General features: G+C 41.8%; 28 protein-coding genes. 11 read left to right on the top strand and 17 right to left on the bottom strand.

The window, feature by feature from the left end:
* The first annotated feature begins 5 nt into the window (after positions 1 to 5).
* From MHI20_RS12915 to MHI20_RS12940, 6 genes are all read left to right on the top strand, one after another.
* A complete protein-coding gene (locus MHI20_RS12915) occupies positions 6 to 233 on the top strand; it encodes an MbtH family protein (protein WP_159160111.1) in 228 nt (75 codons plus the stop codon).
* Positions 234 to 356: 123 nt separating this feature from the next.
* A complete protein-coding gene (locus MHI20_RS12920) occupies positions 357 to 1,982 on the top strand; it encodes a helix-turn-helix domain-containing protein (RefSeq protein ID WP_340938844.1) in 1,626 nt (541 codons plus the stop codon).
* A 98-nt stretch (positions 1,983 to 2,080) separates the two neighbouring features.
* Positions 2,081 to 3,046 (top strand): iron-hydroxamate ABC transporter substrate-binding protein, encoded by a 966-nt coding sequence (locus MHI20_RS12925; RefSeq protein ID WP_024718449.1) that lies wholly within the window; start codon positions 2,081 to 2,083, stop codon positions 3,044 to 3,046.
* A gap of 89 nt (positions 3,047 to 3,135) precedes the next feature.
* Positions 3,136 to 3,870, top strand: a complete 735-nt coding sequence (locus MHI20_RS12930) for an alpha/beta hydrolase (protein ID WP_113767273.1) — start codon at positions 3,136 to 3,138, stop codon at positions 3,868 to 3,870.
* A gap of 72 nt (positions 3,871 to 3,942) precedes the next feature.
* Positions 3,943 to 4,086, top strand: a complete 144-nt coding sequence (locus MHI20_RS12935; RefSeq protein WP_008347524.1) for a YycC family protein — start codon at positions 3,943 to 3,945, stop codon at positions 4,084 to 4,086.
* Positions 4,087 to 4,108: 22 nt separating this feature from the next.
* Complete coding sequence (locus MHI20_RS12940; RefSeq protein WP_113767274.1) at positions 4,109 to 5,323, top strand: CynX/NimT family MFS transporter; 1,215 nt, start codon at positions 4,109 to 4,111, stop codon at positions 5,321 to 5,323.
* Between the two features lie 40 nt (positions 5,324 to 5,363).
* Here the strand turns inward: MHI20_RS12940 and rplI are convergent, their stop codons facing one another.
* The 3 genes from rplI to MHI20_RS12955 are packed head-to-tail and all read right to left on the bottom strand — an operon-like array spanning position 5,364 to position 8,757.
* Positions 5,364 to 5,813, bottom strand: coding sequence for a 50S ribosomal protein L9 (gene rplI, locus MHI20_RS12945; RefSeq protein WP_007497423.1), 450 nt, complete (start codon positions 5,811 to 5,813; stop codon positions 5,364 to 5,366).
* Positions 5,810 to 7,789, bottom strand: a complete 1,980-nt coding sequence (locus tag MHI20_RS12950; RefSeq protein ID WP_017359884.1) for a DHH family phosphoesterase — start codon at positions 7,787 to 7,789, stop codon at positions 5,810 to 5,812. The genes rplI and MHI20_RS12950 overlap by 4 nt, the downstream gene beginning before the upstream one ends.
* Positions 7,790 to 7,809: 20 nt before the next feature.
* Positions 7,810 to 8,757, bottom strand: coding sequence for a YybS family protein (locus MHI20_RS12955; protein WP_008347532.1), 948 nt, complete (start codon positions 8,755 to 8,757; stop codon positions 7,810 to 7,812).
* A gap of 303 nt (positions 8,758 to 9,060) precedes the next feature.
* On the opposite strand from MHI20_RS12955, the gene MHI20_RS12960 reads away from it, so the two are divergent.
* On the top strand, positions 9,061 to 9,990 hold the full coding sequence (locus MHI20_RS12960; protein WP_008347534.1) for a manganese-dependent inorganic pyrophosphatase: 930 nt from the start codon (positions 9,061 to 9,063) through the stop codon (positions 9,988 to 9,990).
* Between the two features lie 44 nt (positions 9,991 to 10,034).
* Here MHI20_RS12960 and MHI20_RS12965 read toward each other — a convergent pair whose 3' ends face one another.
* From MHI20_RS12965 to MHI20_RS12975, 3 genes are all read right to left on the bottom strand, one after another.
* Entirely contained in the window at positions 10,035 to 10,892 is an 858-nt protein-coding gene (locus MHI20_RS12965; RefSeq protein ID WP_017368457.1) for a DUF3298 and DUF4163 domain-containing protein, read from the bottom strand.
* A complete protein-coding gene (locus MHI20_RS12970) occupies positions 10,893 to 11,387 on the bottom strand; it encodes an RNA polymerase sigma factor (protein ID WP_007497431.1) in 495 nt (164 codons plus the stop codon).
* A gap of 151 nt (positions 11,388 to 11,538) precedes the next feature.
* On the bottom strand, positions 11,539 to 12,198 hold the full coding sequence (locus MHI20_RS12975) for a hypothetical protein (RefSeq protein WP_113767275.1): 660 nt from the start codon (positions 12,196 to 12,198) through the stop codon (positions 11,539 to 11,541).
* A gap of 196 nt (positions 12,199 to 12,394) precedes the next feature.
* On the opposite strand from MHI20_RS12975, the gene katX reads away from it, so the two are divergent.
* Positions 12,395 to 13,894 (top strand): catalase KatX, encoded by a 1,500-nt coding sequence (gene katX, locus MHI20_RS12980; protein WP_234823345.1) that lies wholly within the window; start codon positions 12,395 to 12,397, stop codon positions 13,892 to 13,894.
* Between the two features lie 48 nt (positions 13,895 to 13,942).
* On the opposite strand, the gene wrbA is transcribed toward katX, so the two are convergent.
* The 10 genes from wrbA to MHI20_RS13030 all read right to left on the bottom strand — a co-directional run bounded on the left by wrbA (position 13,943) and on the right by MHI20_RS13030 (position 21,849).
* The gene (wrbA, locus tag MHI20_RS12985; RefSeq protein WP_045034926.1) at positions 13,943 to 14,566 is read right to left on the bottom strand and encodes an NAD(P)H:quinone oxidoreductase; all 624 of its coding nucleotides are present in this window, start codon (positions 14,564 to 14,566) and stop codon (positions 13,943 to 13,945) included.
* A gap of 59 nt (positions 14,567 to 14,625) precedes the next feature.
* Positions 14,626 to 15,237, bottom strand: a complete 612-nt coding sequence (locus MHI20_RS12990; protein WP_024718443.1) for an alpha/beta hydrolase — start codon at positions 15,235 to 15,237, stop codon at positions 14,626 to 14,628.
* Positions 15,234 to 16,205 carry a ring-cleaving dioxygenase gene (locus MHI20_RS12995; protein ID WP_007497450.1) on the bottom strand — a complete coding sequence of 324 codons (972 nt, stop codon included), beginning with the start codon at positions 16,203 to 16,205 and terminating at the stop codon, positions 15,234 to 15,236. The genes MHI20_RS12990 and MHI20_RS12995 overlap by 4 nt, the downstream gene beginning before the upstream one ends.
* 190 nt (positions 16,206 to 16,395) lie before the next feature.
* Positions 16,396 to 17,913: an ABC transporter permease/substrate-binding protein gene (locus tag MHI20_RS13000; protein ID WP_340938862.1), complete on the bottom strand. Its 1,518-nt coding sequence runs from the start codon at positions 17,911 to 17,913 to the stop codon at positions 16,396 to 16,398.
* Positions 17,906 to 18,871: an ABC transporter ATP-binding protein gene (locus MHI20_RS13005; protein WP_268356853.1), complete on the bottom strand. Its 966-nt coding sequence runs from the start codon at positions 18,869 to 18,871 to the stop codon at positions 17,906 to 17,908. The genes MHI20_RS13000 and MHI20_RS13005 overlap by 8 nt, the downstream gene beginning before the upstream one ends.
* Positions 18,872 to 19,070: 199 nt before the next feature.
* Complete coding sequence (gene rpsR, locus MHI20_RS13010) at positions 19,071 to 19,310, bottom strand: 30S ribosomal protein S18 (RefSeq protein WP_008347556.1); 240 nt, start codon at positions 19,308 to 19,310, stop codon at positions 19,071 to 19,073.
* Positions 19,311 to 19,351: 41 nt separating this feature from the next.
* Positions 19,352 to 19,894, bottom strand: a complete 543-nt coding sequence (gene ssbA / locus MHI20_RS13015) for a single-stranded DNA-binding protein SsbA (RefSeq protein WP_007497456.1) — start codon at positions 19,892 to 19,894, stop codon at positions 19,352 to 19,354.
* Positions 19,895 to 19,930: 36 nt separating this feature from the next.
* The gene (gene rpsF, locus MHI20_RS13020) at positions 19,931 to 20,218 is read right to left on the bottom strand and encodes a 30S ribosomal protein S6 (protein ID WP_008347557.1); all 288 of its coding nucleotides are present in this window, start codon (positions 20,216 to 20,218) and stop codon (positions 19,931 to 19,933) included.
* Positions 20,219 to 20,326: 108 nt separating this feature from the next.
* The gene (ychF, locus tag MHI20_RS13025; RefSeq protein ID WP_007497458.1) at positions 20,327 to 21,427 is read right to left on the bottom strand and encodes a redox-regulated ATPase YchF; all 1,101 of its coding nucleotides are present in this window, start codon (positions 21,425 to 21,427) and stop codon (positions 20,327 to 20,329) included.
* A gap of 215 nt (positions 21,428 to 21,642) precedes the next feature.
* Positions 21,643 to 21,849 carry a DUF951 domain-containing protein gene (locus MHI20_RS13030; protein ID WP_008347561.1) on the bottom strand — a complete coding sequence of 69 codons (207 nt, stop codon included), beginning with the start codon at positions 21,847 to 21,849 and terminating at the stop codon, positions 21,643 to 21,645.
* Between the two features lie 300 nt (positions 21,850 to 22,149).
* Between MHI20_RS13030 and MHI20_RS13035 the strand changes: the two genes are divergently transcribed.
* Together MHI20_RS13035 and MHI20_RS13040 are read left to right on the top strand one after the other, a co-directional pair.
* Entirely contained in the window at positions 22,150 to 23,469 is a 1,320-nt protein-coding gene (locus tag MHI20_RS13035; RefSeq protein ID WP_340938866.1) for a hydrolase, read from the top strand.
* Positions 23,470 to 23,484: 15 nt separating this feature from the next.
* Positions 23,485 to 23,895, top strand: a complete 411-nt coding sequence (locus MHI20_RS13040; RefSeq protein ID WP_007497462.1) for a hypothetical protein — start codon at positions 23,485 to 23,487, stop codon at positions 23,893 to 23,895.
* Positions 23,896 to 23,920: 25 nt separating this feature from the next.
* Here MHI20_RS13040 and MHI20_RS13045 read toward each other — a convergent pair whose 3' ends face one another.
* Positions 23,921 to 24,976 (bottom strand): YkvI family membrane protein, encoded by a 1,056-nt coding sequence (locus MHI20_RS13045; RefSeq protein ID WP_340938868.1) that lies wholly within the window; start codon positions 24,974 to 24,976, stop codon positions 23,921 to 23,923.
* Between the two features lie 72 nt (positions 24,977 to 25,048).
* Between MHI20_RS13045 and yyaC the strand changes: the two genes are divergently transcribed.
* The gene (yyaC, locus tag MHI20_RS13050; RefSeq protein WP_025208343.1) at positions 25,049 to 25,675 is read left to right on the top strand and encodes a spore protease YyaC; all 627 of its coding nucleotides are present in this window, start codon (positions 25,049 to 25,051) and stop codon (positions 25,673 to 25,675) included.
* The last annotated feature ends 7 nt before the right edge of the window (positions 25,676 to 25,682 follow it).

The raw sequence follows: 25,682 nt of genomic DNA on the forward strand, positions 1-25,682 counted from the left end.
GACAAATGACAAATCCCTTTGATCGTGAAGACGGTGTATTTCTTGTGCTTGTCAATGAACAAGGACAACATTCACTTTGGCCATCATTTGCACCAATACCAGATGGATGGGAAAAGGTCTTTGGTGAAGACACTAGAAATGCCTGCATTGATTATATCCAGACACACTGGCAGGACTTACGGCCATTAAGCTTAACAAGAGAACCTGCGTTAGCACATGGAAAAACGGAATAAATCATCGCACCCTGATCTCCATCAGGGTGCTTTTTTTAACAGAATAAACACACCATTTTCCAGCTCTTTCTGATACAATTCAATTGAGAATGTTTATCAATTAATAAGAGATCAGGTGGTTTTATGGGAAACAATCATCAATTATGTACAAAGGTAAATGCTGAACAATGCATTTATCGATTAACATATACTGAAAAAATAAATAATGCAGATCTTCCACATACGGAGCAGCAATTGTCAGATACTTTCTGCCTCCTCTTTAGCATAAGCGGCAGCGGTTTACTTACATTGAATGATCAAAGATGGCGATTGAAAAATCTGACACTCTATACGATGATGCCTGGGGAAACATTTATGTTGAAAACAGAGCCTTATCAAAAACACGAGCTCTATCTGTTTCGCTTTCAGATGTACACGCTACAAGGTCAAAACATAGAAGAAGTATCAACTGAACATGCCCGATCTTTACTGAATGTATGGCAATTTATCGATATTAGCTCGATTGAACAAATTCATTCTTTACTGTCCGACATGACAACAGAATGGCAAAAACCTGAATCCATTAGCTTTTTTAGAAGCCAAACCCTTTTTCAACAGCTCATCCTGCAGCTTTTCACACTGCATAAAGAAGACATTTGTGACACAACACACGCCCTTTTCAAAACAAAACAATATATCGATCAACATTCCGAAGAACCTCTCAGCCTTACAAGTCTATCTCATATGGCTGGTATCAGCGCCAATCATTACAGTGAGCTATTTAAAAAGCATTTTGATGTGAGTGTCACTGATTATATCACCAAGAAAAGACTGGCTAGAGCCAAACAGTTAATGGCGAAAGGTCATGCAAAGCTCAAAGACATTGCACAGGACATCGGCTATCAAGACCCCTATTACTTTAGCCGCATCTTTAAGAAAAAAACGGGTATCACTCCTTCTGCTTATATGAAAAGCCGTCAACGGAAAATGGCTGCCTATGGCCATTCCATACTCGGGCAGCTCACACCTATTCATATCATCCCATATGCTGCCCCTCTTCACCCTAAATGGACAGCACATGATTTTGAGCATTATGCAGAAGAAATTCCGATCCATTTGAGTGCACATCGTATCAACGAGCACGCTGAAGCCAATTTACAGCAATTGAAGGAAGCACAACCTGAGCTGATCATTGCCAATGATCATGTGACAGAGGCAGAAAAACAAGCGTTGAAAACCATCTGTCCTGTGCACTTTGTTCCATTCACACAATTGGATTGGCGCACTCAATTCAGACAAACAGCTCTGTTCTTAAACGAAACGAGGGAAGCAGAAGAATGGCTGCTTCATTACGAAGAACTCGTTAATCAAGCGAAAAAGGAATGCGTTATTGATCATCCACCAAGAACCGTCCTGCCTCTTCGTATCTTTCAAGATCAGCTCTACTTATCTGTCAATCGCACCTTGTCAGAAGTAATTTTTCATGACATTGGCCTTCTGCCGGCTTTTCAGAATGATGGCCAGCTCATCGAAAAAAAAATCAGCATTCACTCTATACAGCAGTTAGACCCAGATGCAATCTTCCTCTTGTTGCATAAAGAACCAAAAACCCTTGCTTTTTATCAAAAATTAAAGCAACAGGAGGCTTGGCAAAATCTCAAGGCTGTGACGCAACAAGCCGTCTATCCACTCGCTTCTGACCCTTGGCGTGAATACACAGCAGCCAGTCATCAACGAGTCATTCAGGACCTTTTATCTTTTTTTCCGTAAAAAGTCCATCACTAGACAGATCATTGTCTATGGATAAAAGGACGAATGACTACTACAATCTTTAATTGAGAACAATTATCACTTAAAGGAGAAAACAAATGAAAAAATGGTTCGCATTGCTTATCCTTTGTATCATGACGATCATCGCAGCAGCCTGTGGTGCTGCAGAAAATAAACCGGCTTCAAACACAACCAAAAGCAAGTCAGCTGAAGCAGCAGAAACAAATATCAAATACTTAGATCAAACGTACAAACTGAAAACACCAGTGAAACGAATCGTCATTGCTGGAAGCCTAGAATCGATGGAAGATGCAAAACTACTTGGTATCGACCCTATTGGGGCTTCTACTGTAGGCGGCACTTTCCCTGAATTATTTAAAGACATTACAGCAAAAACAGAAGGCATTGGGGAAAAAACAGAACCAAACCTAGAAAAAATCTTAAAACTAAAACCAGACGTGATACTCGGATCAACCAAGTTCCCGCCTGCAACAATTAAAAAACTAGATAAAATCCAAACGACGATCCCAGTATCACATGTCTCTTCCGACTGGGAAAGCAACCTTTTATTACTCGGTGAACTGACTGGAAAAAGTGAAGAAGCGAAAAGCATCATTTCTGATTATCAGAAAGATCTCAAACAAGCGAAAGAAACCCTGAAAGACAAAAGCAACAACAAAACAGCTGTCATTTTACGCATTAGACAGGGCGACCTGTACGTGTACCCTGAAGACGTATACTTCAACTCTACTTTATATGGGGACTTAGGGTTTACAGCACCAAGTGATATCAAAAAAGCCAAAGCACAAGCAATGATTTCATTGGAACGCCTAGGCGAACTCAATCCTGACTATATCTTTGTTCAGTTCTCCCAAGAGGAAAACTCATCGAATCCAAATGCATTGAAGGACTTAGAGGGAAATAAAATTTGGAACAGCCTAAAAGCTGTGAAAAATGGGCACATCAATGAAAATGTCGTTGATCCTATGCTTCAGGGAGGAACAGCACTAAGCAAAACAACTTTCCTTGATCAGGCTGTCAAATGGCTAGATCAAACCAACTAAAAAGATGCGCATCTTGACAAAGGGCTAAACATTTTAGCCCTTTGTTCTTCTTTTCAGCAGAGCTTGAAAACTTGAAGGAGAGAATACACATGAACGGAACGTATCTATATGACGAATTGAACGGGCGGCAGCTTGATATTTACCTTCCACCGGACACCTCTATTGATGTTCCAGCTGTCTTTGTACAAGATGGCTCTTCTTTGTTTAGAACCCACCTGCTAGAGATCGAAAGCATGATTGAAGCCAAAACCATCTCGCCAATCATCATCGTCGGTATACACCCATTCAATCGACTTGACGAATATACACCATGGAAAGCATCATCACTGCGTTCTGGATTCCCTGACTTTAAAGGTGAGGCACAGACATATGTGTCATTTTTAGCAAATGACTTGCTTCCATATATCAAAAGAGAATACTCAGTCAAACAGACCGGTCATGAACATAGTCACATAGGTGCTTCATTAGGTGGGCTATTTGTTATTTATACCCTATTGATGCACCCTACCCTTTTTCAACGTATCGCATCTATCTCTGGATCATTTTGGTATCAAGATTTTCTACCGTTTGCTAAACAACAAAGCATTCAGTCTGTGGACCACCTTGTCTATTTGTCTGTAGGCAGTGAAGAAGGGAAAGGCAAAACATCTGTCCAACAGCACATGCCTTTATTCAACAAACAACTCCATGATCTTTTATTACAGAAAGGGATGCAGGAACGAAAGCTTCACTTTCACATTGAACAAGGAGAGGGCCACCATCTGAAACAATTTCAAAAAAATTTCTTATCGGCCATCAAGTGGTTTTATAAAAGAAAACCTTAATTTTTTATCAGCAAGTCACAAAGTCGATATGGTATATTGGAACGTATAGATTGAAAGAGGAGGGATTTGCGCATGAGACCTTTACAAATCTCAGCCGATACCGCACAAAAGCTTGCTGCATCACTCAATGTACCGTTAGAGCAAATCATGCATATGCCGCAGCACATCTTATTAGCTAAATTAGCGGAGCTTGAACAGAAGAAAGATCGTTCTTAAAGAAATAAAGGAGTTTACATTCATGGAACAACAACTAGAAAAATCAACATTTCTTCCTCGCAGTACAGGGCAAACCATTTTGCTGATTGCTGGGATTTTACTCATTGCCTTTAACCTGAGGCCAGCCATTACGTCTGTTGGTCCTGTGATCGGTGCCATTCGTTCTGATTTACAGCTTTCAAATGGACTGGCTGGTTTCCTCACGACATTACCACTGCTCTCATTCGCATTGCTATCTCCCATTGCACCTAAAATCGGAAAACGTCTTGGGAATGAACGAACACTTTGGCTTGGGCTTGCTGTCCTGCTCTTTGGGATTGTCATTCGTTCATTTGGCAGCATCACCTTTTTAATGATGGGAACGGCGCTAGTCGGCGTCGGGATTGCGATTTGTAATGTGCTTTTACCTGGACTTGTGAAACATAAATTCCCTGCACATGCTGGATTAATGACAAGCGTGTATACGACATCGATGTCCGTTTTTGCTGCACTTGCATCTGGTGTCAGCGTTCCGCTCAGTCATGCAATGCCTGGCGGCTGGAATACATCATTCCTTGTTTGGGCCGGACTTGCCCTTCTTGCAATGATGGTGTGGGCGCCGCAGCTTCTTCATCAGAACACAGCGGCTGCCAAAAGCATTTCGCTCAAAGAACAGCCAATATGGCGTTCACGTGTCGCATGGCAGGTGACCTTTTTTATGGGCTTGCAATCATTCCTTTTCTACAGCAGTATCGCATGGTTTCCTGATATTTTGACATCACATGGCATGAACCTAGCGACAGCGGGATGGATGCTCTCTATTATGCAGTTCACTGGTCTGCCATCCACCTTCTTAACGCCCGTTTTTGCAGAAAAATTAAAAACACAAAGACCACTTGTCGTCGGCCTTGTCCTTGTGTATTTACTCGGCATGATTGGTCTCCTTCTTGGAGGGTCGACGCCTATTCTTGTCATCTCTGTGCTATTAATCGGCGTCGGACAAGGGGCCAGTATCAGTCTTGCCCTCACATTTATCGGATTAAGAACAACCAATATGGAACAAGCAGCTGCCCTCTCTGGAATGGCGCAGTCACTCGGTTATTTATTAGCCGCTGTTGGTCCATTCATGATCGGTATCCTTTTTGATGTGACACATACATGGACGCCATCTATTATCATCTTTATCATCGTTCTATTTTTCATGTTTTTATCCGGTATGCGTGCTGGACGAAGCATCTATATTTCAGATCCATCATAAAAAAAGAACCCGCCTCACGAGGAGACGGGTTCTTTTCTGTTTATGCTTGTTCTGTGACGTGCACTTTTAATGTTGCTTGTACTTCTGGGTGAAGCTTCACCGGTACATTTGTGTATCCTAACGCACGGATGGCATCATTCAACTCGATTTTACGCTTATCGAGTTTGATTTGATGTTCTTTTTGCAATTTATCAGCGATCTGTTTGCTTGTAATCGAACCAAATAGACGACCGCCTTCACCTGATTTAGCAGTGAGTTCCACTGTCAGCGCCTCAAGTGTTTCTTTTAATTGTTTCGCTTGCTCAAGCTCTTGGATGGCATTCTTTTTCTCTTTGTTTTTCTGCCCTTCCAATGCACTTAGGTTCGTTGGAGTTGCTTCAACAGCTAACCCTTGTTTGATGAGAAAGTTGTGAGCGTATCCGTCAGCTACATTTTTGACTTCGCCTTTTTTCCCTTTGCCTTTTACGTCTTTTAGAAAGATGACTTTCATCTTTGAACCCCTCCTTCGAAATATTCGTCTATGGCAGCTTTTAACTTCTCTACCGCTTCTTCAATGGTTATACCATAAATCTGGGTCGCAGCGTTAGTCAAATGACCGCCGCCATCTAATGCTTCCATAATAATTTGAACGTTGATATCCCCTAACGATCTTGCACTAATACAGACCGTATCGTCATCTCGCCTTGCGACAGCAAATGATGCTTCAACCTCACTCATCGACAAGAGAGAATCAGCCGTCTGTGCGATCGTAATTTGATCATAATACTCAGACCTGTCAGACGGCAAGGAAGCAATCGCTACCTGATTTTGATACAGCTCTGTATGCTGAATGAGCTTTGCCCGTTTAATGTAATGATCGACGGTCTCTTTCAAAAACTTTTGCACAAGGACAGGATCTGCCCCTTTTGCACGAAGGTAGGATGCTGCATCGAACGTTCTTGACCCCGTTCTGAGGGAGAAACTCTTCGTATCCACGATAATCCCAGCAAGAAGTGCTGTGGCCTCAATCATGTTAATCCGCAATTTCTTCGGCTGATACTCTAACAGCTCTGTCACCAGTTCTGCTGTAGATGAAGCATACGGCTCCATATAGACAAGTAAAGGATCACGGATAAATTCCTCACCACGTCTATGGTGGTCAATGACAACGACGTTTTCGATCTTATTTAGCAGTCGTTCTTCCATCACAAGCGACGGTTTATGTGTATCTACGACCACAAGCAATGTGTCATCCTTTGCAAGCTCCATCGCTTCCTCAGGCGTGATAAAACGGGACCAAAGTTCTTCATAATTCTTAATTTCACTAATTAAGCGTTGAACGCTATCCCCAATCTGATTGGCATCAATGACGATGTAACCTTCTTTTCCATTCGCCTGAGCAACCTTTAAAATCCCGATCGAGGCACCGATAGAGTCCATGTCGGGGAACTTATGCCCCATGATCATGACATTACCGCTTTCAGATACAATTTCTTTTAAAGCATGTGAAATGACCCGTGCGCGTACTCGTGTCCGTTTTTCCATTGGATTGGTTTTTCCACCGTAGAATTTCACTTTCCCATTCGGCTGTTTAATCGCTACCTGATCCCCGCCTCGTCCGAGGGCAAGGTCAAGACTCGACTGCGCAAGTGCGCCAAGTTCTTTTAAAGAAGGAACAGACGCACCGATTCCAATACTAAGGGTAAGTGTGGCGCTATGTGCCCCTGTTTTCTCACGAACCTCGTCTAAAATGGAAAACTTCGACGCTTCAAGCTCTGCTAAGATGCTCTCATTTAATACAGCCATAAATCGTTCAGATGAAATTCTTTTTAAGAAAATGCCGTATTCTTGTGCCCAATTGTTTAACAGCGATGTGACTTCACTATTTATCGCGCTGCGCACCTGATCATCAAGACCCTGCGTGACATCATCATAATTGTCTAAAAAGATATAAGATAACACCGTTCGTTCATTTTCATACTGTCTTTCAATCTGCACTTGTTCCGTGACATCAAAGAAATATAAAAGGCGCTCTGACCGTTTAATAATGACTTTGAATTTCCGGTCATTCAGCGTCACATTTTCTGTCTCAACCTCTTGTTTAATAAGAGGCACAATGGATTCAAATGTATCATACAAGGATCTGCCGACAAGTGTGCTTTCATGGAAGCACGAAGCGAGAAATGGATTGGTCCATTCGATATAATACTGGTCATTAAACAGCATAATACCAATTGGCATCTCCATTAATGCTTCTTCTCCAACCTTTTTGACTCGATAGGATAATGTTGAAATATATGAATCAATCTCTTTTTGCACCTGCGTATCTGCCCACTTTAAAAAGTAGAGCACACCCGCAAGGACTAAAAGACCAACCGCTCCTATGATCCAATTAAAATAAAGGTTGAGGAGGACTGTGATCACCGCAAGAACAATTAACGCGAAGATCGGATACTTGATGACAGGTTTTCGATAGAAGCTTGGCACTGATATCAACTCCTCAACATTCAGAGTGAATTATTTGTTTTTACTTTTTCTCTTAAATCAAAGCCTATGTCAGCAATCCCTATAATACGCACAATCACACCGATTGGCGGAAAGAGAATCGTCAATACGACGGCAAAAATGGGTACCACTTTTGAGATGTTTTTTTCGTGGCAATAATAGAAGATAAAAGAAAAGCCCTGAATAAGCACCAGTATAAATAAAATTTGAAAAGCACTCGTTTGCACGAGCGATAAAAAGCTGCCTTTCTCCGGCTGAATCAGCATCAAAAGCAGTGTGAGTAAATAATACCATACCATGCTTTTTGGCAGCCGCATATCCTTAAATTTCTTAAGAGCTGGCATGTCTGGAACAAACCGTTTGATCAACGGCCGCACAAACCAATGATTGACGAAAGACATGAGCGTGACAAAAATCAAAAGCGCTACAGGTAAAGAATTTAATGCCGTATCCTGCATCTCTCTAAACTGCTTGAGTTGTTTTGCTATGTCCTGATCAGAAGCGCCAGATTGTTTTAAGGTACTCTCTACCATCGGCATGATTTGGTCAATTGATTCCTTTGCGACACCCAGTATATCTACTTGAAACAGCTGGACACTGACAACAAAGTAAATGAGAAAACTGAATAAGTAGATCAGCGCACCCGTAATAATAGCCTGACCTGGCTGCCTCCTGCTGTAGAAAACACCCATACCTACTCCAACAGCAATCAGCATTGGCGCACTTAACAGCCCATTAATAGACCCAATTAAAAAGCTGATCACTATGCCAATAGCGCCAGCCGCAATTCCTTTTTTCAAGCCATGCCTGATTGTATAGAGAATGATCGGAATCGGAGCAGCCATGAAGAAAATAATGGCTAAAAGTGGCACATACAAATAAAACAGCGTCATGACCGCAAAAATACTGATCATGATAGCGCCTTCTACTAACGCTTTTGTTTGTTTCACACCTTCACCTCAATCCAATCATTTTTCTATATCTTGCTCAATGTGTACTTCTATGTATACGTACGATGTACGCTCCGTCATATCTTGACCCAACCTTTATTTTACCATAGCCGTAAATCGCAAGTAAAATGCAGGCTATTCCAAGAACGTTTCACGTGGAACAACTTAGATCGTCTTGTACATGCAACTTTTCAGACAGCATGTTACAATTTTTTAGATTATTCTTAGCTATAAACCCTGAATTCAAGGTCAAAAGCTGTTAGAATAGAAACATCATCAATAAAAGTAAGAAGGAGAATTCACATGGGAAAAACACTCGTATTCGGACACAAAAACCCTGACACAGACACGATTTGCTCTGCTATCGCTTACGCTGATCTGAAAAACAAAATTGGCGTTCAAGCAGAAGCTGTCAGACTTGGAGAAATCAATGGAGAAACACAATACGCATTAGATTTCTTTAAACAAGAAGCACCTCGTTTCATTGAAACGGCTGCAAACGAAACAAAACAAGTCATTCTTGTCGATCATAACGAATTCCAACAAAGTGTAAGCGATATTGATCAAGTACAAGTGACAGAGGTCATTGACCATCACCGTATTGCCAACTTTGAAACAAGTGAACCTCTTTACTATCGTGCTGAGCCAGTTGGCTGCACAGCAACGATCTTAAACAAAATGTACAAAGAGCACCAAGTCACAATTGAAAAAGAAATCGCTGGTTTGCTTTTGTCTGCGATCATTTCTGATTCCTTGCTATTCAAATCCCCAACATGCACACAGCAGGATGTTGATGCTGCGCATGAGCTGGCAAAAATCGCAGGAGTAGACCCTGAAGTATATGGTTTAGATATGCTGAAAGCAGGAGCTGACCTAAGCCAAAAAACAGTTCAAGAATTAATCACACTGGATGCAAAAGAATTTGCACTAGGAAACAGCAAAGTCGAAATTGCACAAGTTAATACAGTTGATATCGCTGAAGTAACAGCAAGACAAGCTGACATCGAAGCAAAAATCAATGAAGTCATCGCAGCGAAAGGTCTTGATCTATTTGTTTTAGTGATCACAGACATTCTAGAAAATGACTCTCTTGCGCTTGCACTTGGTGCTGAAGCAGCAAAAGTAGAAAAAGCATTCAATGTCACACTTGAAAACAACACTGCTTTACTAAAAGGTGTTGTATCAAGAAAGAAACAAGTCGTGCCTGCACTAACAGACGCACTTTCTTCATAAACATAAAAAGACTGCTGACATCTTCAGCAGTCTTTTTTCTTCTTTTAATGAATGTACATATCGCTGACGAGAATATCCTTTAGCACGCTTGTTGGAATCGTGAATTCAACTACACCCATGTAACCAGGCGCCACATCATATTCGTTGAAGGAAATCACCAGTTTGCCTTTTGAATTGATATAGAAGCTTTGATCTGGCTGAATCTTCTTAAACGGATCAACCGTATCTTGCTTCGTCATCCAGTAAATCTTATTTGAATCCTCTTTCATCTGTTTTTTCATTTGTTCTTTAATATTTTCACTAATCACATCAATATAACGGTCATCTTTAAATAGACTTGGTAATGTAATGAGTACATGGTTTTTCTTATCCACCGTATCATATGTCATTTCCTCTGCCGCAGAAGCCTGAGTCGTCACCTTGTATCGACCTAGTGAAAGAATTTGATCATTGTTTGTTCTTACTTCATATCCGCTCTCTACACTCAAATGACCATTTTTATAACCCTTTGTTTCCTTTTCAAAATCTTGATACAGCTTTTTGTTTTCAGCTAAATATTTTTGATTCAGGCTGTCTTGTAATTTTCCGTCCCCAAGCCCTGAAACATGTGGTGTTTTGAGATCAATATTTGTTCCCTGATCGCTCTTTTTAAATTCTGTGAACGTCACGACTTTCACAAGCTCTCCAATGACGGGTACTTCTGAAATCGCTCTTGCTGCCTGCGGACTGACATTTACAGTGGTGACAAATAAAGCAGCCGCAGCAACAAGTCCGATCGTCCATTTCTGAAAATGAGGTTGCTTGTTTTTTCGTTTTAATGTCCGTTCAACCATAGCATCGTATTCCGGGGGAATAGGGATTTCTAGATATTCCTCTTTTAACTGTTCCAAATGCTTATCCATTTATATTTCCTCCTGCGATAATTCTACTTTTAAAAGCCGCAACGCCTTATATAATCTTGTTTTAATGGTGTTTTCATTTTCTCCAAGAATATGAGCAATGTCCTCTAGCTTTAAATCCTCAAAGAATCTTAATATAATGATGACCCGATACATCTCCGGCAAATCTTCTATTGCCCGTCTGACATCTTGATCCTCATAGACATCCGATTCACCCTGTGATAAAAATTCCAGCGTATCATCGTCTGTCACTTGCACACGCTTCTTCTTTCGTAAAAAGTCGAGGGCAGCGTTTACGACGATTTTATAAAACCAGCTATGCATCTTGGTCGCATCCTCTAATCGGTGAACAGATTTGAGTGCTTTATGAATCGCCTCTTGAACGACATCCATCGCATCTTCTGGGTTTTTGACATAGCTATAGGACAATCGATAAAAACTGTGTTTATGCTCCATTACGTAATCCGCAAATTGATCATCAATCTTTCGTTTCTTCATTTTACAAAGAGCTCCTTTATCTTAAATGCGCATCTGTTATTTCTTACATTGGATAGACGCGCACCTGTTAAAAATAGTTTGCGCTCCATTATTTTTTTAACATGTCATCCCATTTACGTTTCTATACAAAAAGAGCGAACCTGTGGCGGGTTCACTCTTTTAGAGTAGTTATTTTTTGATAAACAAATGGTTTGAGTGGTGATAGCGGATGAATGATGGACACTCCTGTTTCCTGCTCCACCTGCTTTGCAGCGTGAACCATCGAGAGCTGCATCACACAAATATCTCCATGCTGCTGCTTCACAGATTGCCTTAACTGTTCCATGATTCGCTCATGGTAGGCTTGTATATCGCCGTTCAAGCAAAGATGAAAGACATCCTCTAGCACAACCACTTCTGCCTTCAACTGCTTTCCCCGCTCTTTTACATATGAAGACAGTCGCTTCATCGTTCCTTCTACTGTATCTGGGTTTGAAAACACCAGCTGAAGCGGACCCTCTCGCTCACAAATCTGCTCAAATAACGGCTCATCTATCGGAACAATTGGTTGTTTGAACAGGTGCTGCTGCTCCCCCAAAGCCGCAATGTATTGTGTACACGTTAATAAAACAAGATCAGCCTCTCCTTCTTGCATGAGTCTGTTGATAGCATAGGTTTGCTGCTGCTCAAGATCAAATGCGGGATCTTGTTTGGCTCGTTCCATAAAGGATGAATCGACGATGTGATGCAGATCAAATCCTGTGTCATAGAAAGCGTCGTCAATGTAAGAAATATTAGATGGATGTGCGTGAAGGCAGTGTAATCGAATCATTAGGTCCGCTCCTCATAAAAGTTTTCACTCATTATATCAATCCTTGTATGAAATAGGGAGCAACATGACCATATTGTTAGGGAGATATTGAAGGAGGGATTCTACCTTGAAAGAAGATCAACAGTCTACATCATCTTCAGAGTCAGAAGAAACCTTGACGAATCGACAAGGTCACCCGGTAACAGATAATCAAAACATGAGAACCGTTGGGAATAGAGGACCGACTACGCTTGAAAACTACGATTTCCTAGAGAAAATCAGCCATTTTGATCGTGAACGCATCCCTGAACGTGTCGTTCACGCACGAGGTGCTGGCGCACACGGATACTTTGAAGCCTACGGTACATTCGGTGACGAACCCATTTCCACTTATACAAGAGCCAAATTATTTCAAGAGAAAGGAAAAAAGACCCCTGTCTTCGTTCGATTCTCTTCTGTTATTCACGGCGGACATTCACCAGAAACTTTACGCGATCCGCGGGGATTTGCGATCAAATTTTATACAGAAGACGGCAACTGGGATCTCGTTGGGAACAACCTCAAAATTTTCTTTATTCGAGATGCTTTGAAATTCCCTGATTTGGTTCATGCCTTTAAGCCTGACCCTGTCACCAATCGTCAGGATGGCGAGCGCATTTTTGATTTCGTTTCACAATCACCTGAAGCAACACATATGGTGACATTTCTCTTCTCGCCATGGGGCATTCCTGCCACATACCGGCACATGCAAGGCTCTGGCGTCCATGCCTATAAATGGGTGAATCATGAAGGAAAAGCAGTGTTGGTCAAATATCACTTTGAACCAAAGCAAGGAATTCGCAACCTGACACAAGAACAAGCCCAAGCCATTCAAGGGGAAAACTTTAATCATGCCACACAGGATTTATATGAAGCCATTGAACAAGGGGATCATCCTGAATGGGAAGTATACGCGCAAATCATGGAAGATGACACCCACCCCCATCTAGACTTTGATCCACTCGATCCGACAAAGCTCTGGTACAAGGATGACTATCCATGGAAACCGATCGGACGAATGGTGCTAAACGAAAATCCAGAAAATTATTTTGCAGAAGTGGAACAGGTTGCCTTTGGGACGGGGGTTCTTGTAGACGGATTAGATTTCTCAGATGATAAATTGCTGCAAGGACGTACCTTCTCTTACTCTGATACGCAGCGATATCGAGTCGGGCCAAATTATCTACAGCTGCCGATCAATGCACCTAAAAAGCATGTTGCCACCAATCAGCGAGATGGGCAAATGGAATATCATGTGGATCAAGGAAAAGGACAAAACCCCCATGTGAATTATGAACCGTCCATTCTCGGAGGATTAAAAGAAGCGCAGCAAGATGGAAAGGATCATAAGCCTTTTGTAGAGGGTGAAGTCAAACGAGAAGCCATTGACCGTCCGAACAATTTCGGACAAGCCGGAGAAACCTATCGCCGCTTCAATGATTGGGAACGTGAGGAACTGATTAAAAACTTAGTCAACACCTTAGCTACCTGTCAAAAAGACATCCAAGACCAAATGATTGAAAACTTCACAAAAGCTGATCCTGACTACGGAAAACGTGTGGCCGATGGCTTAAAAGCCTTCAAACAAGAGGAGCCAAGCGGTCCCATTGGATCAACAGGCGCGGCACAGGCTGTCAACGATGCGATCAACAACAGCACACCTTCAGATCCTTATTAATGAAAAAAGAATGCAGCGGAGTGGCTGCATTCTTTTTGTATACATCTATTAAGCGTTTTGACCTTTTTTGATCCATTCTGCTACATTCACTGTACGTTTCGCCTGATGTTTTGCGGCTGCTTCTGCATCCTCTTGAATCTTTCCATTTTGGTCAACAGTCACACTCACACCGTAAGGGTTACCCCCTGCGCCGTATAGGGAATCATCCGTGTATCCAGGAGCGGCAATAATGGCTCCCCAGTGGAACATCGTTGTATAAAGGCTCAGAACTGTCTGCTCCTGTCCGCCATTTGGGTTTTGTGCAGATGTCATCGCACTCACTGCTTTGTTTGCTAGTTTCCCTTGGAACCATAAACCGCCTGTTGTGTCTAAGAATTGCTTCATTTGAGCCGGTAAGTTACCGAAACGTGTCGGCATGCTGAAAATAATGGCATCTGCCCACTCTAAGTCACTTAACTGAACCTCAGGGACATCTTTTGTTTCATCTAAATGTGCTTTCCATGCTGGATTTGATGCAACAACTGCTTCTGGTGCCAATTCAGGAACCTTTAAAATTTTGACTTCAGCACCAGCTTCTTTCGCTCCAGCCTCAGCCCATTTTGCCATCTGATAGTTTGTACCTGTTGAACTATAATAAATAATCGCTAGTTTTACGTTTTCCACTTGTTCCATCTCCTTTTGTTTGGTTTGCCCAAATAGCTTCTGTAAAAATCCCACCTGTATTCCCCACCTTATTTAAATTGACGACGATACCACAATGCCGCAGCATCGACTTCTTCTCTCGTTAGCTGATGTCCACGATTTTCCCAATGAAGCGTTACGGATGCTCCCGCCTCCTGAAGCAGTTGCTCCAGTTCCTGAGATTCCTCAGGACGGCACATTGGGTCATTTTCACCAGCTGCTATAAAGACTTGTTTCCCCGCTAATGAAGGTAATGAAACCCCTCGTCTTGGGACCATTGGATGATGCAGGATCGCTCCTTTCAACGCATCTCCGTAATGGAATAACAGACTTCCAGCAATGTTCGCCCCGTTTGAATAGCCGATGGCTACCACATTGTGACGATCAAATCCATACTTATCTGCTGCTTCCCCGATAAATGTATATAATTCCTCTGTACGCTCAATTAAATCTTGCTCATCAAAAACACCCTCTGCCAAACGCCTGAAAAAACGCGGCATGCCGTTTTCTGATACATTTCCTCTCACACTAAGAACAGATGCTTCAGGGTCTACCACTTCTGCAAGCGGCAATAAGTCTTGCTCTGTCCCGCCAGTTCCATGCAGCATGAGAAGGACAGGTTTTTGTTCATTCTTTCCTTTTTGAAAAAGATGCTTCATCATGAATCTCCTTTCCCTTTGATTTCTCTTACCTCAATCGGCAGCACAATTTGTTCAATTTGACTACGCTGCGCCTCATATTGCGGTGGCAGTTTCAACGCTTCACCCATCGTTTCCACAGATTCATCGTGTGCAAACCCTGGAGGATCGGTCGCAATCTCAAATAATATGCCGCCAAGCTCTCTAAAATAAATCGCATTGAAATAATTTCGATCTTGCACAGGCGTCACTTGATATCCGCTTTGCGCAACATGTCTTTGCCAATCTAATTGATCCTGATCATCTGTTGCTCTCCACGCAATATGATGTACAACTCCCACGCCCATACGTCCTCGTGCAACAGGTGTCTTGTTCACATCAATGACATTGCCGATTTCTCCAAACGAACGGAATCTCACATAATCTCCTTCTGTGCCGACTTTTTCAAGTCCCATCGTTTGTTCTAGCAGCTGCATCGTTTGCTCAGGCTGTGAAGTTAATAAAACAGCTCCGCCAAACCCTTTAATCGCTACTTCTGGTGTCACCCCATTAAATGTCCAGTCATTCTGTTTTCCTTCTTCACGCTCTACAAGTTCTATCAATAAACCGTGCGGATCTTCAAATGAGAGAAAGGCCTCACCAAAGCGTTCAATCATTTCATAAGAAACGTCAAACTGCTCAAGGCGTTCCTTCCAAAAAGAGAAGGCACCGGTCGGTACGACATATGTTGTCACACCTACTTGACCTGCTCCAATTTGTCCCTTTTGTGCACCTGGCCAAGGGAAAAACGTAATAATGGTACCTGGAGAACCTCCTTCATTTCCAAAATATAAATGGTATGTGCCTGGATCATCAAAATTGACGGTCTTTTTCACGAGACGCAGACCTAAAACACCTGCATAAAAATCAACGTTCTCCTGAGGATGACCAACAATTGCTGTGATATGGTGAATTCCTTCTGTTTTCTTCACTTCTAATGACCTCCTCTTCATGACGTAACATGTCCCTACTCATTATGTCTTGACTGACGCTTTTATATTATCTCGAATTCGAGATATATGACCAAAAAATATATTTATCTCGAATTAAGGATATTCTTTTTTGAAATAGATGTCAATGATTTTTGTTTTTTTCTTTTCAAAAGCAGGTCGCTTTATATATAGCAGACCTGCTTCTCCTTAATTATTGAAGCAATTTTTTCTTTTTTAAATAGGCTTCGGCTACTTGAAATGCATCTTTCCCCTTCACATTGACTTCGTAATTCATTTCTCTCATCTCATCATCTGTGATTTGACCAGCGAGCTTGTTGAGAGAGGCCTCAATCTCAGGATACTCTTTTAATGTCTCCTGTCTTAGCAAGGGCGCTCCTTGATAGGGCGGGAAAACATGCTTGTCATCATCAAGCACCTTCAACTTGTATTGTCTCGATTCACTGTCTGTTGAATACGCATCGACCAACTGGATATTCCCTTTTTGAAGGGCTCGATATCGAAGTTTCGGTTCCATCGTGACCACATCGTCAAAAGAAAACTGATAAGCTTTTTGAATGCCTAAATATCCATCCTGACGATCAGAAAACTCTAAAGTAAAGCCAGCACGTATACGATTCTTGATTTGACCCAGATCTGAAATCTTTGATAAATCATATTGATCCGCTAGTGATTGAGGCACGGCTAAAGCATATGTATTGTTATAAGCCATCGGCTGAAGAAGCTGAAGCTGAAAGGATGACGCCAAACCTTGGCGCGCTTGCTCATACACTTTTTCCTTATCCGTGCTTTTCGCTGTTTCTTTCAGAAATTCAGAAATCGCTGTCCCTGTAAATTCAGGATAGATGTCAATATCACCAGACCGCAGTGCTTGAAAAACAAAGGACGTCTTACCAAGACCAGGCTTAAGATTGACTTGGATATCTGTATCCTGCTCAATTAAAAGCTTATACATGGAGATCAAAATTTCAGGCTCTGACCCCAGCTTCCCTCCAATGGTGATCTCTTTCTTTTCTTGTTGAAACAGCAATGGGGCAGCGACAACTGCTCCTGCTATTACAGCAAAGACCGTCACAGAGATCACGGTTTTTTTAAAGGAGATTTTCTCAAGTGTCCGCAAGACCACATCAAATAAGAGCGCAAGTAATGCAGCTGGAATAGCACCAATGATGATCAACGACATATCATTTCGATCAATTCCAAGCAGAATCAGACTCCCTAATCCACCTGCCCCAATAAGAGCTGCAAGAGTGGCTGTCCCTACAATGAGGACCATCCCCGTTCGGATACCTGCCATGATCACAGGCATAGCAAGAGGGAGTTCTACTTTTAATAAGCGTTTGCGGTGATTCATTCCCATAGCGAGCGCCGCTTCACGCAGCGACGGATCGACCTCACGAATGCCTGTATATGTGTTCCTTAAAATAGGAAGAAGAGCATAGACGACAAGAGCGATAATTGCGGGCACTTGACCAATCCCAACGAGAGGAATCAGCAGTCCAAGCAGCGCCAAAGACGGAATTGTCTGCAAGACAGCCGTCACCCCAATGATCCACTCTGCTATCTTAGGGACTCTCGTTAAATAAATCCCTAAAGGAATGGCAATCAAAATCGCTAGAAATAACGCAATGAAGGAAATTTGAATATGCTCAAGTAAGGCGTGTCCGAGCTGATCTTTTCGAGCCCATAGCACACTGGTCCATTCATTCATGTGTCTCGCCCCTCTCAGCAGAAGTACCGGCTAAATACTGAATCACCGCTTGACGAGTGATGAGCCCGATCCGTTCCCCATCCTTCTCAACAACAAGCTCTTCATGCTCTGCCAGTCGAGATAGAACCTCTTCCAGCGTCGCATGGATGGAGACCACCTCATCGCCTAACAGATCATCTTGAGGTATGGGCTGAGAAATAGTTGTCAGCTCAAATGCTTGATGGTCTACATGACGGGCAGCTCCTGAAACAAACTCCCGCACAAATGGATTCACTGGATGCTGAATCAATTCCTCTGGGCGTCCAACCTGCACTACTTTTCCTTCATTCATCACACATATCCGATCCCCAAGCTTCATGGCTTCCTGCATATCATGTGTCACAAAAACGATGGTCTTTTGAATACGGCGCTGTAACTCAAGCAGATCATCTTGTAATTTCTCTCTCGTCAGTGGATCTAACGCACTAAAAGGTTCATCCATTAGGACAATCTCAGGATCAGCAGCAAGTGCCCGTGCTACGCCGACTCGCTGCTGCTGTCCACCTGAAAGCTCTGCTGGCTTTCGATGTCGATAGGTAGCAGGCTCAAGCCCCACCATGAACATCAACTCATCAACACGCTGATTCGTCTCAGTCCGCTTCCATTGTTTCAGCTCTGGCACTATAGCAATATTCTCTTCTATGGTCATATGAGGGAACAACGCTATTTGCTGAAGCACATAACCAATATCCCAGCGCAGCTCATAAATATCATAATCGCTGATGGTTCGACCCTTTATGTAAATCTCACCTTCTGTAGAAGAGATGAGACGATTGATCATTTTCAAAGTCGTCGTTTTCCCGCTTCCACTAGGTCCAATCAATACAAAAAATTCACCTTTCTGAATCTCCAAATCAACAGATTGAACGGCATAGCGGTCATCAGAAAATTGCATCGATACATTCTTAAATTCAATCATCTTCCCACGCCCTGACTGCAAGTATATTTTAAAATACCAATATGACAGATTAACCTAGTATTTGTATAGAACAAACTGTCACGTTGACTCTCTTTTTACATACTTCCCCTAGTTAGACTGCCAGAAACGACTTTCTCATAAAAGTGAGACAAATAAAAAAAGCGAAGAGCTCAAGGCCCTTCGCTTTTAAGTCAACGACTTACTCACCAGTAACGTATGGAAGTAATGCCATTTGACGTGATTTTTTAATCGCTAATGTCAGTTTACGTTGATACTTAGCGCTAGTTCCTGTTACACGACGAGGTAAAATTTTACCACGCTCAGAAACAAACTTTCTAAGAAGATCAACATCTTTGTAATCGATGTGCGTGATTCCGTTAGAAGTAAAGAAACATACTTTACGACGTTTCGCACGACCGCCTCTGCGTCCACCTGCCATTTGTTTTCACACCTTTCCTTTGGTCATTTTTTTCAGATCAATTAGAATGGCAAATCATCATCGGAGATGTCAATCGGTTTACCATCATTCGCAAATGGGTCATCATTGAAGCTATTTCCCTGATTACGATTTTGGTTGTTTTGATTGCCATATGGATTTTGACTTGGTTCATTTCCAAATGGATTCTGATCATTTTGGCTGCCGCCATAATACTGGCCTCCGCTATTGCCACCGCCGCTGTATCCACCTGAACCAGCACCGCCGCTTTTAGGCTCAAGAAATTGAACACTTTCAGCTTGAACTTCTGTCACGAAGACACGCTGTCCTTGCTGGTTTTCATAGTTTCTTGTCTGCAAGCGACCGTCTACACCGGCAAGACTTCCTTTTTTCAAGAAATTAGCCACGTTCTCGGCTTGTCTTCTCCAAGTAACACAGTTAATGAAATCGGCTTCACGCTCTCCAGATTGATTCGTAAACGTACGATTCACAGCTAGAGTAAACGTGGCTACAGCCGCACCATTAGGCGTGTAGCGAAGCTCAGGGTCTTTTGTTAGTCTTCCGACCAATACAACACGGTTTAGCATATTGAAAGACCACCTTTAAATATATATTTCAATGATTTATTCTTCTTCTTTAACAACAATGTGGCGAATGATATCGTCACTGATCTTAGCTAAGCGGTCAAATTCTTGAACTGCTGCAGCGTCAGATTGAACGTTTACGATTTGGTAGAAGCCTTCACGGAAATCGTTGATTTCGTATGCAAGACGACGTTTACCCCAATCCTTTGTTCCAGTGATCTCCGCACCGTTAGAAGTTAACACGTTATTAAAACGGTCGATAACTGCTTTTTTAGCCTCATCGTCAACTGTTGGGCGGATGATGTACATAACTTCGTACTTTCTCATCTGATTGCACCTCCTTTTGGTCTAAGCGGCCCTATACGGGCAAGGAGCAATAAATTATATTACTCACAATTGTATATTATAACAAATTACTTGGCCTATGACAAGAACCTATACGTTAAAACGGAAATGAATGACGTCTCCATCTTTCACTATATATTCTTTACCTTCTAAACGAACTTTACCTGCTTCTTTTGCAGCAGACATACTTCCGCCAGCTAGTAAATCTTCATAAGCAACCGTTTCAGCACGAATAAATCCACGCTCGAAGTCCGTATGAATGATTCCAGCACATTCCGGCGCCTTCATTCCTTTTTTAAATGTCCAAGCGCGCACTTCTTGCTCACCTGCTGTGAAATACGTAGCTAAACCTAGAAGTGAATAAGACGCTTTAATCAACTGATCTAAACCTGATTCTTTGATGCCAAGCTCTTCAAGGAACATTTGCTTCTCTTCTCCTTCAAGCTCTGCAATTTCAGACTCAATCTTCGCACAAACGACGATGACTTCAGCGTTTTCTCCAGATGCAAACTCACGAATTTGCTGTACATATTCGTTTCCGTCCTGATCTGCTACTTCGTCCTCACTCACATTTGCTACATACAGAATAGGTTTTGACGTGAGTAAATGAAGTTGCTTCACAAGCTTCTGCTGCTCATCTGTAAATTCAACCGATCTTGCAGATTTTCCAGCTTCAAATGCGTCCTTCAGCTTTTCCAAAATATCAAATTCAGCTACCGCTTCCTTATCTTTTTGTTTCGCAAGCTTACTCACACGAGTTAAACGCTTTTCAACCGTTTCTAGATCAGCCAAAATCAATTCTAAATTAATCGTTTCAATATCTGACACTGGGTCAACCTTACCTGACACATGTGTAATGTTATCATCAGCAAAAGCTCTCACCACGTGACAGATCGCATCTACTTGACGAATATGAGAAAGGAATTTATTTCCTAAACCTTCTCCTTTAGATGCACCTTTCACAATACCAGCAATATCAGTGAATTCGAAAGCAGTCGGAACTGTCTTTTTTGGCTGCACTAATTCTGTTAGTTTTTGCAAACGCTCGTCTGGAACTTCTACAATTCCGACGTTTGGATCAATGGTACAGAACGGATAGTTAGCAGACTCCGCTCCAGCCTGTGTAATTGCATTAAATAGCGTTGACTTCCCGACGTTAGGTAAGCCAACAATACCAGCTGTTAAAGCCATTCTTTCATCTCCTCTATATGAAACGTGCTCGTTATACTGCGTAATATGAACCTAGAGCAATTATAAGTAGGTTTACATGAAAAGACAAGCTAACCATCATGCATTTTCAATAGAAGAAACATTACCAAAAAGACTAAATCGGAGCTTTAAAATAAGAAATTGCATCTGTTTCTCTGAACAAAAGACAAATTTCATCAAAAAAGCATGAGGCCTACTTAAGCAGTTGGCTCCTCATGCTTGACGAGAATTTTCTTCATTTTTCGTTCAAAATCTCTTCTTGGGATCATCACGCTGTGCCCACACCCTTCGCACTTAATACGAATATCCATGCCCAAACGAATGACTTTCCACCGATTGGCACCACATGGATGGGGTTTTTTCATTTCAACAACGTCATGTAACCCAAATGCTTTGTCTGCCATCAGCATTCACCTCTCTTGCTCACTTCATTAAATCTATTGTACAAAAAAACGCCGATGGAGAGCAATGCACAAAATAAAGAGGCGTTGTCATGTATCAATATCAATCCCGTTCTTTTTTATAGAAAAAACCCTTCTTTCAGATCATTTTATTTGTGACCAATAGTTACTTAAACTCCGCTTTTTTTCAATATTGTCACAAACACTGTAGGTCAAAAGGTTTTTATTGGTAGAACGCTGTGGTTTTTCCATATTTTTTGATTTATGATATCTGCATAAATGTTATGTGAGGGAGCAGGTACGATGGTCAATCGAAAGGATAGATTAACCGACAAAGATTATAAAATCATATCCGATCACGCTGGAAACGCAGAGAATTACCAGCAGAACCATACGATAGAAGTAGGTCAGCATACGCTCACTGTCAACGATTTTCTAAAAATAGATCATCAATTATATGGTTTAACGATGCAGCAGGAACAGTCAGATGAGTTCATTGTCGCATTTCACTGTCCTCAGCCAAAACAAATGACGGTGACATCGACACAAGATGTTCAAACGGCTACCCAATCATTGTTAAAAACGGATTATGCCTACCCCATTGAAAGAAAATCCTTAGCCGGAAAGCAAGATCATGTCTTTTTTAAAGGGAAGGAATACATCGAGGACGTCTGTCAGAAGCACCCGAATGCAACCATCTATCTCACTGGACAAGCGCTTGCCGGTGCTGTTTGTGCTTATATTGCAACAGAACAGCCAGCTGTCAAAAAAGCCATCACATTCGATAGCCCAAATATATGGAGCAGCCTGGCACCTTCCATTCAGCAAAAAGCATTAGAAGGAAAATATACCCATGTTCTCACAGAATATATTCAACCCAATCATTATGTAGGTTTACTCAATCGCCATGATCATGGAGTTGGACAAGTCAAGTACACCGTACCGCCCCGGGAGCAGGGATCGGTCCAAGAATCCATAATATATAAACCAAGAGAAATTGACACCTTTTTAAGATCAGCTTTTGCATCGATGAATATAGATTGGAACGAATCATTTGATACAAATGCATTTTTAGCTCTCGTTTCAGGAGAGTTTAAAGTAAATGGGTATTCATTCCATTCGAATGGAGCCGCCCGTATTTTAGATGAACAGCTTGATCACAATACAAGTTTTACAGCGATGCTTTTACAAGAAATCCATTCTGGCCGTGCATATGCACAAAGCGGGCTTGAAATTATCATAAAATCCCATTTACTAAAAAATTCATCTTATGATCTACAAAGTATTATTGAACATGAAGTACACACTGTATTTGAGAAAATAGATGGAATTGATGATAGTGTAAAAGATGCCGTCCATCATGTAAAACAAGAACTGAAAGGACTTGTCGGCTTCGGTCACTATGATTTATTAACCCATAGCGATGTAGAAGCACTGTTAGAGGAAGTACGGATGGAGCAGCCGCAATCATCCTTTTATTCTCATGAAAAACAACTGAATGCCTTGTACACCTTGAGAGACTACGAACAAGAACTTTCCACCCTTTCAAGACATATGTACACAATGGGTGATGACTATGCCAAGGCAGATAGACGCCTTGCGATGCAAATGGGTATTCGTTAAGAAAGGAGTCGCCATATGATCAATCAAAATAAACCTCCTAGTGACGCCCAGCGTTTCTTGCAAAATGTGAGTGCCCGCCGCTCCATGTCTGTATTCGAAAGTCAATCTGCACCACAAACACAATCGCAATCACCTGAAGAAATTGCCGCTATTCAGGCCATGCGCAGAGAAGGACAACGAAAAGATTTAAAGCGATTGCTGAAAATGCGGCTTCACGATGAATTGGCAAACACACGCATGCACTTGGAGTACCAATTGTCCAAAACAGAAGACATGATGAACCAGACAACCATTGTCAAACAGCATGTATCCCAGCATTTAAAGGGACAAGCCATCTCAGAAATAGAGGAACGCATGCAGCGTCTCCAGCACATGCCTGTATATGACGATATCAAGGAAGCGATTGATTCCATTCGGATAAAATAAGCACTTCTCTTTGAAAGAGAGGTGTTTATTTTATTTTATCAGTATAATTTTTAGAACGGAAAAATATCTTTTTACTTAAAATCGGGTACAGCATTAAACAGACAAGCAAATAAAGATTGAGCAAGCTGTAAATCGGATACAAGAAAGCAATCAAATCAGCAAATCCAAGAGAGGTTAAAGGTGCCATCAAAAGAAGCATGATGAATACAATGAACCAGCGGGGCATTCGTACAAAAGAGAGCATGCGGCTGGATAAACCAAATAATCCCGCAGCGGTTGTTGTATAAATCGCTAAACAAAGAACAATGGTCATAAACACAAACAATGATGTTGGTGCCCCCTCTAATACTGTAAACAAAGGAATCCCCTCTGCTGAAAGACTCCCAGAAATATCAACTAGTATTTCGTTATACACATAAGAAATGACACCAAAAATCAAACCGCTTAATATACTCGCAACCTTGGCCTCTCCAAGCCCCTTCATTTCTTTCCCCACTGAAGACAGCACCGCCACAACAGATAATATATTCAAAGAAGCAAAGACGATACTGGCAGGCCAATTGTATTGCTGGCCAAAATCAATTCTCCACATATGATCATGATTCATATAATAAAAAACAAACGCATAGATGAGCCCCGCCACCAAAATTGGTATAATGAAAGCATTCACAGATAAGAGCCCTTTCACATCCCAGAAAAAAATCATAAATGAGAATAAACAAAATGCACCGATTCCAACCCAAAATGGCACATGATACATCTTAAGTGTCACCCCGCCACCGGCAATCATGACTGTTGTTGTCGTGAATAGATAAAGAACAATTAAAATATCATACACCTTGGCCAGCCAAGGACCTACAAGACGCTCTAACACCGGCACAAAATGATCGGCACGAACCTCATAACTGATTTTTAACACCACATAAGTAGACAGCATAAACATGAGCGTAAACAGTAGAATGGCTAGTCCGCTATCAAGGCCAAAAAACTGCCAAATTTCTTGACCGGAGGCATATCCCGCTCCTATCAAGCTTCCTAAAATTAAAAGCGTCCACCTTGAACCAGCCTTCCACACAATCATCACCTCATAGGTATAGAATTAAGCTTGTTTCCGTATACTGATACTAACTACTATGACAAGGAAGTGAGACCTATGAATAGCAAGAACGGTCTTTTTTTAAGAAATAGGGTGAAAGAATACGTGTCCCATACGGATACAAATGCCATTCAGCAGCTTAAAAGTATTTTATTCTCGCATCTCCAGAAAGCAGGAAAAAGACCCGTTGCCATCGTCTGCATAGGAACAGACCGATCAACCGGTGACTCTCTAGGTCCACTTGTAGGAACAAAGCTTTCAAGTCTTGATTTAAAAAAGCTGCATGTATACGGCACTCTCTCTGACCCAGTGCATGCGGTCAATTTAAAGGAAAAGCTCGCTGAAATTGAACAAGCTCATAAACACCCATTTATCGTAGCCGTTGATGCCTGTTTAGGTAGAGTGAAAAGTGTAGGATCGTTTCAAATTGGAGAGGGACCGTTAAAGCCCGGTGCAGGTGTGCAAAAAGAGCTGCCAGAAGTAGGCAATATTCATATTAATGGAATCGTCAACGTGAGCGGTTTTATGGAATACTTCGTTCTCCAAAACACACGTCTTCATCTTGTGATGTCTATGGCCAATACACTTTCTGAAAGTCTATCCCACATTGATCAAATGGATTGGACGAGAGAAAAAAGCCGTTCTCTCTTTACCCCTATTCAAAATATCACGGGAAGAATATAAAAAAGAC

The sequence above is a fragment of the Bacillus sp. FSL K6-1106 genome (assembly GCF_038005245.1).
GTDB lineage: Bacteria > Bacillota > Bacilli > Bacillales > Bacillaceae > Bacillus > Bacillus altitudinis.

What these genes read in the sequence shown, in the direction of transcription:
- MHI20_RS12915 (WP_159160111.1), top strand. Translation starts at nt 6, where the DNA reads ATGACAAATCCCTTTGATCGTGAAGACGGTGTATTTCTTGTGCTTGTC.
- MHI20_RS12920 (WP_340938844.1), top strand. Translation starts at nt 357, where the DNA reads ATGGGAAACAATCATCAATTATGTACAAAGGTAAATGCTGAACAATGC.
- MHI20_RS12925 (WP_024718449.1), top strand. Translation starts at nt 2,081, where the DNA reads ATGAAAAAATGGTTCGCATTGCTTATCCTTTGTATCATGACGATCATC.
- MHI20_RS12930 (WP_113767273.1), top strand. Translation starts at nt 3,136, where the DNA reads ATGAACGGAACGTATCTATATGACGAATTGAACGGGCGGCAGCTTGAT.
- MHI20_RS12935 (WP_008347524.1), top strand. Translation starts at nt 3,943, where the DNA reads ATGAGACCTTTACAAATCTCAGCCGATACCGCACAAAAGCTTGCTGCA.
- MHI20_RS12940 (WP_113767274.1), top strand. Translation starts at nt 4,109, where the DNA reads ATGGAACAACAACTAGAAAAATCAACATTTCTTCCTCGCAGTACAGGG.
- rplI (WP_007497423.1), bottom strand. Translation starts at nt 5,813, where the DNA reads ATGAAAGTCATCTTTCTAAAAGACGTAAAAGGCAAAGGGAAAAAAGGC.
- MHI20_RS12960 (WP_008347534.1), top strand. Translation starts at nt 9,061, where the DNA reads ATGGGAAAAACACTCGTATTCGGACACAAAAACCCTGACACAGACACG.
- MHI20_RS12965 (WP_017368457.1), bottom strand. Translation starts at nt 10,892, where the DNA reads ATGGATAAGCATTTGGAACAGTTAAAAGAGGAATATCTAGAAATCCCT.
- MHI20_RS12970 (WP_007497431.1), bottom strand. Translation starts at nt 11,387, where the DNA reads ATGAAGAAACGAAAGATTGATGATCAATTTGCGGATTACGTAATGGAG.
- MHI20_RS12975 (WP_113767275.1), bottom strand. Translation starts at nt 12,198, where the DNA reads ATGATTCGATTACACTGCCTTCACGCACATCCATCTAATATTTCTTAC.
- katX (WP_234823345.1), top strand. Translation starts at nt 12,395, where the DNA reads ATGAGAACCGTTGGGAATAGAGGACCGACTACGCTTGAAAACTACGAT.
- wrbA (WP_045034926.1), bottom strand. Translation starts at nt 14,566, where the DNA reads ATGGAACAAGTGGAAAACGTAAAACTAGCGATTATTTATTATAGTTCA.
- MHI20_RS12990 (WP_024718443.1), bottom strand. Translation starts at nt 15,237, where the DNA reads ATGATGAAGCATCTTTTTCAAAAAGGAAAGAATGAACAAAAACCTGTC.
- MHI20_RS12995 (WP_007497450.1), bottom strand. Translation starts at nt 16,205, where the DNA reads ATGAAGAGGAGGTCATTAGAAGTGAAGAAAACAGAAGGAATTCACCAT.
- MHI20_RS13000 (WP_340938862.1), bottom strand. Translation starts at nt 17,913, where the DNA reads ATGAATGAATGGACCAGTGTGCTATGGGCTCGAAAAGATCAGCTCGGA.
- MHI20_RS13005 (WP_268356853.1), bottom strand. Translation starts at nt 18,871, where the DNA reads ATGATTGAATTTAAGAATGTATCGATGCAATTTTCTGATGACCGCTAT.
- rpsR (WP_008347556.1), bottom strand. Translation starts at nt 19,310, where the DNA reads ATGGCAGGTGGACGCAGAGGCGGTCGTGCGAAACGTCGTAAAGTATGT.
- ssbA (WP_007497456.1), bottom strand. Translation starts at nt 19,894, where the DNA reads ATGCTAAACCGTGTTGTATTGGTCGGAAGACTAACAAAAGACCCTGAG.
- rpsF (WP_008347557.1), bottom strand. Translation starts at nt 20,218, where the DNA reads ATGAGAAAGTACGAAGTTATGTACATCATCCGCCCAACAGTTGACGAT.
- ychF (WP_007497458.1), bottom strand. Translation starts at nt 21,427, where the DNA reads ATGGCTTTAACAGCTGGTATTGTTGGCTTACCTAACGTCGGGAAGTCA.
- MHI20_RS13030 (WP_008347561.1), bottom strand. Translation starts at nt 21,849, where the DNA reads ATGGCAGACAAAGCATTTGGGTTACATGACGTTGTTGAAATGAAAAAA.
- MHI20_RS13035 (WP_340938866.1), top strand. Translation starts at nt 22,150, where the DNA reads ATGGTCAATCGAAAGGATAGATTAACCGACAAAGATTATAAAATCATA.
- MHI20_RS13040 (WP_007497462.1), top strand. Translation starts at nt 23,485, where the DNA reads ATGATCAATCAAAATAAACCTCCTAGTGACGCCCAGCGTTTCTTGCAA.
- MHI20_RS13045 (WP_340938868.1), bottom strand. Translation starts at nt 24,976, where the DNA reads ATGATTGTGTGGAAGGCTGGTTCAAGGTGGACGCTTTTAATTTTAGGA.
- yyaC (WP_025208343.1), top strand. Translation starts at nt 25,049, where the DNA reads ATGAATAGCAAGAACGGTCTTTTTTTAAGAAATAGGGTGAAAGAATAC.